The sequence below is a fragment of the Nitratidesulfovibrio oxamicus genome, from assembly GCF_015731765.1.
GTDB classification, from domain to species: Bacteria; Desulfobacterota; Desulfovibrionia; order Desulfovibrionales; family Desulfovibrionaceae; genus Cupidesulfovibrio; species Cupidesulfovibrio oxamicus.
Genome location: NZ_VRYY01000059.1, coordinates 1 through 7,836 on the forward strand (window position 1 = coordinate 1; position 7,836 = coordinate 7,836).

General features: G+C 66.8%; 5 protein-coding genes and 1 pseudogene. 3 read left to right on the forward strand and 3 right to left on the reverse strand.

Translation table 11 applies throughout. From position 1 onward, the window contains the following. A pseudogene (locus FVW20_RS02810) lies at positions 1-214 on the forward strand (glycosyltransferase family 2 protein); the annotation flags it as partial. A gap of 160 nt (positions 215-374) precedes the next feature. Then, a complete protein-coding gene (locus tag FVW20_RS02815; protein ID WP_196608204.1) occupies positions 375-1,562 on the forward strand; it encodes a hypothetical protein in 1,188 nt (395 codons plus the stop codon). A 223-nt stretch (positions 1,563-1,785) separates the two neighbouring features. Here the strand turns inward: FVW20_RS02815 and FVW20_RS02820 are convergent, their stop codons facing one another. The 3 genes from FVW20_RS02820 to topA form a co-directional block, all read right to left on the reverse strand. Next, positions 1,786-2,568: a hypothetical protein gene (locus tag FVW20_RS02820; protein ID WP_231038809.1), complete on the reverse strand. Its 783-nt coding sequence runs from the start codon at positions 2,566-2,568 to the stop codon at positions 1,786-1,788. Between the two features lie 74 nt (positions 2,569-2,642). After that, positions 2,643-4,193 (reverse strand): pesticin C-terminus-like muramidase, encoded by a 1,551-nt coding sequence (locus FVW20_RS02825; protein ID WP_196608206.1) that lies wholly within the window; start codon positions 4,191-4,193, stop codon positions 2,643-2,645. Positions 4,194-4,788: 595 nt separating this feature from the next. Further along, the gene (gene topA, locus FVW20_RS02830) at positions 4,789-7,068 is read right to left on the reverse strand and encodes a type I DNA topoisomerase (protein WP_196608207.1); all 2,280 of its coding nucleotides are present in this window, start codon (positions 7,066-7,068) and stop codon (positions 4,789-4,791) included. 233 nt (positions 7,069-7,301) lie between these two features. Between topA and FVW20_RS02835 the strand changes: the two genes are divergently transcribed. Continuing rightward, positions 7,302-7,836: M48 family metallopeptidase (locus FVW20_RS02835; RefSeq protein ID WP_231038810.1), on the forward strand; the 535-nt coding region annotated here is incomplete at its 3' end.

A 7,836-nucleotide genomic window follows, 5' to 3' on the forward strand; every position in this document is an offset into this window, starting at 1 on the left:
CGCCGCGTTGCGCCATGCGGCGGCGGTCTTCCTGAAGCCCTGGCCGCAACTGTGCACGGCCCTGTGCGCCGACCTGGCGGAACTGGGGCATGCCCCGCTGCCCACCGACCTTGCCGCCGCGCCCCCCTTCGACCTTGCCGCCGCGCTGTCCTTTGCCGTGGGCAATGACGAGTTGGCGGCGGTATGCGGCGGCCTGGGCGACGTGCTGGGCTGATTCTCCCCCTGTGCGACCTGCCGGTTGCCGATGGGGCTGACGCGGGCAGGGTGGGCTGACGGCAGCTGGCGCCGGGACACCGGCGTGATCGGTTCCTGCCTGCCCCGCAGCCCTTGCCCCCATTTTCCGTAATCCCGCAATTCCGCAACCGGAGACATCCATGGGATTCTCGTTCAAGTTGCCCTTCCTTTCCCGCAAGAAGAAATCCGCCGGGGGCGATCTGCTCACCGCCGCCCCGGAATCGCTGGACGGCGCGCCTTCTGCCGCGCCCGGCCCAGCGACCTCGAAAGCTGCCGCGCCGAAAGGTGCGTCCGCATCTCCTGTCGCTGACGGCCCAGGGGCCGCGCCGGGCAAGAGAAAGGGACTGTCCAAACGCACCCTGCGCCTCGTGTTGTACGCGGTGGCCGGGCTGGTGGTGCTGGGCGGTGCCGCTGGCGGAGGCTGGTGGTGGATCAAGGCCAACAGCCCCGAAACCGCCGTGGAGCAACTGGCGCTGGCCTTCCGCAACGGCGATGCGACTGCCTTCGAGCGTCGCGTGGACCTGGACAGGGTGGTGGACCAGTTGATGGAGGTGCAGCTGAAGGCATCCGGCGTGCAGGGCACGGCAACCCCGGACGCGCGAGAGACGGCGCAGCTGCGCGACGTGCTGCGTCAGGCGCTGCTTGCCCTGCCCGTGGGCGCGGCGGGCGAGCGCAAGCGCGAGGACCTGCTGCCCCCCGACTTCCGCGAGCAGGTGGGGGCGTTTGTCCCGGTCATTGCCGAGCGCAACGGCGACAGGGCCGTGGTGTCGGTGCCCGTGAAGAACGAGGCGCTGGAGACCACCTTCGATCTGCGGGTGGAGATGATCGACGGCAAGGACGGCTGGAAGGTGACCGGCCTGGTGGACCCGGATGGCCAACTGGCCGCGCACGCCGCCGCGCTGGAACGCATACGCGCCCGCGAACGTGCGGCGGCGGCGGAGGAAAACGCCCGCATTGCCGAACGGCTGGCAGGGTTGGTGCGCCTGGACCGCACCCTGGTGGGCATAGACACCCTGTCCGGGGGGCGCAACTTCAAGACGCTGGTGATACAGGTGACCGGGGCCAACCAGAGCACGCAGACCCTGGGCCGTGTGGTGGTGGACTGTGCGGTGCGGGACGAGGCCGGGCGGGTGCTGCGCACCCTGAAGCTGGTGCGCGGCATGCAGATTCGACCAGGCGAGGCGTTTGCCGAATCGTGGGTCATCGATCTCGACGAGGCGGAGCCGAAGGATGTCCCGCTGCTGAACGCGGAGCGGCTGACCGGGCAATCCACGGTGCGCTCGGTGGTGTTGGCCACGGGCGAGTCCATCGTCATCAAGGGAGAATAGGGGAGTAAAGACGAGCGGCGGTGTGCTGGCACGGATGGAGTAACCGGACAGGGGAACAGCGCGGCAGGGCGACCGGGGGTGCGGTCCGCAGTGCACGGCGTCAGCGTTGGCCTCTGTCACGCGGGTTGCCCCGCCGGACGTTGATTTCTTCGTTCGTTCCAGAGTTATGCTGTCATGCGGGGCGGGGGCGCAAAGCCTGCCGCCCCTTTTCGTTGCCTGCGCGTCATTTTTTGCCCTCGTCCACATGTTCGACGTAGCCCACGCCCTCCATGCCGGGGGCGTCGCGCCAGGGCAGGTCTTCCGCCCGCGCGGGCGGTGTCCAGCCGGGATAGATGGCGGGCAGTTTGTCCCGCACGATGGTGAACAGGTAGTCCCGTGCTGTGGTGCCGTAGTACGTGGTAAAATTCAGAACGTCGTCGGGGGGCGAATAGGAAACGCGCAGAACCCGCACGTCGAGCGGCCCGGTGGGTTGGGGGTTGAGCACCAGCAGGAAGGAGCCGAGGTCCACATTGCGATTGTGAAGCAGGATGCGGCAACTGAACAGCCAGTCACGGAGGCCGTTGCCGTCCCAGTCCAGTGAACCGATGTGAGGTATGGTCAGGCTGATTTGCAGGTTTTGATCCCATGGTTTGTCTTCAATGAACAGGATGTACGGCTCTTCGGCCTGATAGCGAACGCCCAAGGCTGAAAAAGTGGCCTTGTTCGCAGACGCGGCAGGCAGGAACACGGAAGGGAAGGCGGTGAGGTCCGCGCGTTCGTAGAGTTCGCGGGCAAAGGACCGTGGCGCGTATTCTCCGGCGGGAATGGTGTCAACCATTGGATAGCGGCCTTCCGCGTCCATGATGCCCAGCCGTTGGAACCATCCGTGGTTTCGCTGCATGTAGTTTCGGAAGAATTCCGGTTCCGGTGCCACCACTGGAACCCGCTGCATGGCGGGCAGCGGTTCGGCATGCGCCGGGCGCCATGCCCCAAGGCAGGCCAGCCACAGGGCGAGCGCCAGCAGCATGGGCCGCGTGCGGCGAGGACGGGGGGGCCGTGCGGCCCCCCGGAATGTGATGTGCAGGAAGCTTGCGGGGTGCGTCATTGGCGCAGCCTGTCCAGGCCCTGTTGCATGAGGTCGGCCTCCGTGTTGCGGCGGGGGTGGTACTTGTAGTCCGGGTTGGAACTGAAGTTGCGCAATTCCTTGATGGCCCCTTTCCAGTCGCCTTTGGTGGAGTGCTCCCAGAATTTGGGAAATTTCTCCGTGCTGCCGTGCTGGTAGAGCACGGAGGTGATGGTGGCCTGCATTTCCTTGGGCAATTCTTCGAACTTGCGGATGGTCTTGCCCTGGGCGTCGGTGTTGTGTGGAGCGGTGTTGTACTGCTGTTGTGCCGTTTCCTTGAAATGGATGGTCATCTTTTCGTTAAAGTGGCTGGCCTGCTCGGGGGTGAGTTTTATTTGCTTGTTCTCAGCCGCGAGACCATCCATTACCCGTTTGGCTTCTGCGGCGTTCTTGCCGAGCAGCGGGCGAATAGCATTGACCACGTCGTCACGTACTCCCAGTTCCCGCAGCCCCTCCGCACTCCACTGCCCCGTGTCGATACCAGCCCCGATGGTGGCGCTGCTGTTGTCCATGGGCTTGCCGTCCTTCGTGGGGATGTAGGCGTACAGGACGTTGCCTTCCAGCTTGTGCAGTGTATCCGCCGTGATCCGGTTGATGTCCTCCGGTTTGTCGGGGACGGCCAGAACGCCGTTGCCGCCCTTGCCGGGCGTTGCCGCATCGGGCGCGGCCCCCTTGCCGCCGCCCGTGGACGCGGGAACCGGCTCGCCGGGCCGGGGTTGTTCCTGCGCCTTCGGCTCAGTGAGTGGGCCGGGACCTGCTCCTTCCAGAAAGGTGCGCGCGGCGCGTTGCAGGGGGCCTTCCTGCGCGTTGCCCGGGCCGGGTCGGGTGGTCCGGCTGCCCGGTTGTTCCGCAGGCCCCGCACCGCCGGAGGTTCCGCCATCTGCCCCCGCAGGCGCAAATCTGGACGCATCGCGCGCCGTGCCGTCGGCGGACATCAGCTTGACGGGGTTCGGTACGGGCTGCTGGCCAGGCTTCCGTCGCATGACCATAAGCTGCCGCCCGTCCACGTTGTCCGGATCGAACGGCTTCGGTTCGCCCGCCCGACCCGGCGCACCGGGCTGATTGGGTTGATTGGACTGGCCGGGCATGTCCGGTTCGCGCCCCGCGATGTCTTCGTACCTGCTGTCGAGTCCCTCCGGGGGCACGGGGTGGGTGTTGCGCCCATCCAGCGACGGCCCCAGCGGCTTGCCATACACGGACATGCCAAGCCGCCTGGCGTCCAGTTCCAGCCCGCTGTCGCCATCCTGCCGGGGAAAGCGCCAGAAATCGTCAAAACGGTCGGGCCGGGCCTCCTCAAACATGTCGCGCAGAAAGCCCTGCCGCAGCGCGTCGGATTCGTTGTCCGGCAGCTTGCTGCCCTTGTGCTCGAAACCCCGGATGGAGCGCAGCCCGCCATCGAACAGCCGATACCACTCCTGCATGGTGGTGGCTCCCATGGCCTGGCGCGACGTGTCCCGAACCTGCCGGTACAGGCCGCGCCGTTTGTCGTCGTAAGATTCGCCGCTGCCTTGCAACCAGTTGTTCCACATATGCATTCCTCTCTAGTGGGTGTCAACGCGGCACGTCCGCTCCGGCCGGGTGTTCGGCTGGGTACGCCCGGCCAATCCGGGCGCGGCGCGCGCCGTGCACCGGCAGGCTAGCGTGCGATTTTTCCGGGGTGCGGCCCGCAAGGGGGCGGGAAGGGGGTGGGAAGGCAGTCCCAAGGGTGCGTGGCCATGGCATGGGCGAAGGACTGAGCATGATCGTGCATGACAGGCAGTAGCCATTGGCTCGCGCGTCCGTCTGCCCGTCTGCTGTGTTGTCCGTTGGCCGCGTTTGTCCTGCGCGCCAACGCAAAATCCCCCGCCACATGCCGTGGCGGGGGATTGGAATGACGATATGTTCAGCTAGGTTGCCCCATAAAGGGGTCAAGGGGGCGCGGCCCCCTTGCTCCAGCCGTTGGGCGAGCGCGCAGATCGACCCGAAGGGCGCGAAGCGTGCCCGTTGGCGAGCTTGCGAGCCGTACGATCACCGTGCGCCACGCGCGAGTCCTACGGATGGGGACAGCAGAGCTGCGGGGTGCGGGGCAGCGCCCCGTCTTCCTCAAGGCGTCTTCCTGCTTCGTTCCGCAATCGTCCCGGCGGGCTATTCCTCGCCGCCGCCGTCCTCGTCCAGATCGCGGGAATACTTGCAGGTCTTTTCCGGACAGGCGATGTGGCGGCCCCGGGCGCGGGTGTTCTTGATCACCAGCAGGGGCGAATTGCAGTCCGGGCACGGGCCGGGCACGGGCCAGTCCCACAGGGCGTAGTCGCACTTGGGGTAGGCGCTGCACGAATAGAAGATCTTGCCGCGCTTGGAGCTTTTTTCCACCAGCACGCCCTTGCACCCTTCGCGCGGGCAGGGCACGCCGGTGGAGAAGGGCGCGGTATAGGTGCAGTCCGGGTACTTGGTGCAGGCGATGAACCGGCTGCCGGTGCGGGCCTTCTTCAGTACCAGGTCGCCACCGCATTGCGGGCAGGTGCCCACCTTTTCCGGTTCCTCGCGCAGCTTCTGTTCGACCTGGATGTTGCCCTTTTCGTCGCGGGTGAAGTTCTTGGTGTTGCGGCAGGTCGGGTAGCCGGAGCAGGCCAGGAAGGTGCCCGCCTTGCCGAACTTGATGACCATGGGCTTGCCGCACAGTTCGCAGTCTATGCCGCTGGGCAGGCCGCCCTTCACGGTGTCCATGGCCTGGGCGGCGCGTTCCAGCACCGGGTTGAACCCGCCGGTAAAGTCTTCCAGCAGCTTCACCCAGTCCAGGTCGCCTTCGGCCACCTTGTCCAGCGAACCTTCCATCTGTGCGGTGAAGTCCACGTCCATCAGGGTGGTGAAGTGTCCGGCCAGCAGGTCGCACACCACCGCCCCAAGGTCGGTGGGGGCGAAGTGCTTTTCCTCCAGCCGGGCGTAGTCGCGGTCGAGCAGGGTGGAGATGATGGCCGCGTAGGTGGACGGGCGGCCTATGCCGCGCTCTTCCAGTTCGCGCACCAGCGATGCTTCGGTGTAGCGGGCCGGGGGCTGGGTGAACTTCTGTTCCTTTTCCACGGACAGGGCGGTCAGTTCCTCGCCCACGGAAAGCTTGGGCAGGTCGCCCTCGGCCACTTCCTCGCCGTCCGCGACCGCGTCCTTCTGGGGTGACGCGGCCAGAAAGCCGGGGAACAGCAGCCGTTCGCCCTTGGCGCGCCATTCGACGGGGCCGCAGGCGATGGTCACCGTGGTGTCGTGAAAGCGCGCCGCCGCCATCTGCGAGGCGACAAAGCGCTGCCACACCAGCCGGTACAACTGGAACTGGTCCGGCGGCAGCAGATGGCGCACGGAATCCGGCGTAACGCTCACGTCAACGGGCCGGATGGCTTCGTGCGCGTCCTGCGCGCCGCCCTTGGTCTTGAACTGGCGGGCCTTGGCGGGCAGGTGGTCGTCGCCCCAGGTGGCGGCGATGAATTCGCGCGCGGCGTCGCGCGCCTCGTCCGCAATGCGCACGGAGTCGGTACGCATGTAGGTGATCAGGGCCACGGTGCCCGCCTCGCCCAGTTCCACGCCTTCGTACAGGCGCTGGGCGATGTTCATGGTGCGCTTGGCCGAATATCCCAGCCGCTGGCTGGCCGACTGTTGCAGCGTGGAGGTGATGAACGGGGGCTGCGGCTGGCGCTGGCGTTCCTTTTCGTCAATGCCGGTAATGACGAAGGGCTGGCCCTGCATGGAGGCTTCCACGGCGGCGGCGTCCGCCGCGCTGCCGATGGCGGGCTTCTTGCCGTGCAGCTTGTGCAGGTCGGCCCGGAAGGGGGGCGGAGTGGCCCCGGCCAGCCGCGCGCGGAACAGCCAGTATTCTTCCGGGTTGAAGGCGCGGCGCTCGGTCTCGCGGTCCACGATCAGGCGCAGGGCCACGGACTGCACGCGCCCGGCGGAAATGCCGCGCTTCACCTTCTTCCACAGCAGGGGGGAAAGCTTGTAGCCCACCAGGCGGTCCAGCACGCGGCGGGCCTGCTGGGCGTCGAACAGGTTGCGGTTCAGTTCGCGCGGGTTTTCCAGCGCTTCCTTTACCGCGCGGGCGGTGATTTCGTTGAACTGGATGCGCCGGATGTTGGTGTTCTTGTCGCGGATCAGTTCCGCCACATGCCAGGCAATGGCCTCGCCCTCGCGGTCGGGGTCGGGCGCAAGGTACACGTTGTCGGCCTTGGCGGCGGCTTCCTTGAGGGCGGAAACCACCTTCTGCTTGCCGTCGATGACCTGGTAGCGGGGGGCAAAGCCGTTGGCCTCGTCGACGCCCAGTTCGCTGGTGGGCAGGTCGCGCACGTGGCCCACGCTGGCATGCACGGCGTAGTTGCCGCCAAGGAATTTCTTGATGGTCTTCACCTTGGCGGGGGATTCGACGATGATCAGGTCCTTGCCCATGACTGTTCCTTTCCGGGAAAATACGCTATTGGGGGCGCGTTTCCGGCAGGGAGCCGGAAGCCCTGCCGCAGGGGCCGTGTTCGGCCCCGTCAGGTAGGGGAAAATACGGCAATCGACGATTCCGTCAAGCCGCGCGGGTTCGCCCCGCGGCGGCGGACGGCGGGGCCACGGGGCGGAACCACATGCAATCGTTCGTCAATGACAGGGATATGCGCCGGGATACGGGGTGGAGGATGGACCAGGGTCCGCGCGTCAGCGCGCGCCGCATCCGCCGTCTTGCTGTCCTTGCGCTGTGCGTGCTGCTGCTGGGCCTGGCCGGATGCGCCAAGGCCCCCTATACCGGGCGCAGCCAGCTGATCATGTACTCTGATGCGGACGAGGCCAAGATGGGCCTTGCCGCCATGCAGCAGGTGCTGAAGAAGGAGAAGGAGGTCACCGGAACGGCTGAATCCGCCCGCGTGGAACGGGTGGGTCGACGCATCGCCGCAGTGGCCGAACGCCCCCAGTACCGCTGGGAATTTCACACCATAGAGAAGGACGTGGTCAACGCCTTCTGCCTGCCCGGCGGCAAGGTGGCCGTGTACACCGGCCTGCTGGATATTGCCGACACCGACGCCGAGCTTGCCGCCGTGGTGGGGCACGAGGTGGCCCACGCCCTGGCCCGGCACAGCAACGAGAAGATGAGCCGGGCGCGCATGGTGCAGGTGGGCCAGCTGGCCGCCATGGTGGGCGTGGCGGCGGCGGGCGGTTCGTCGCAGGCGGCCCAGG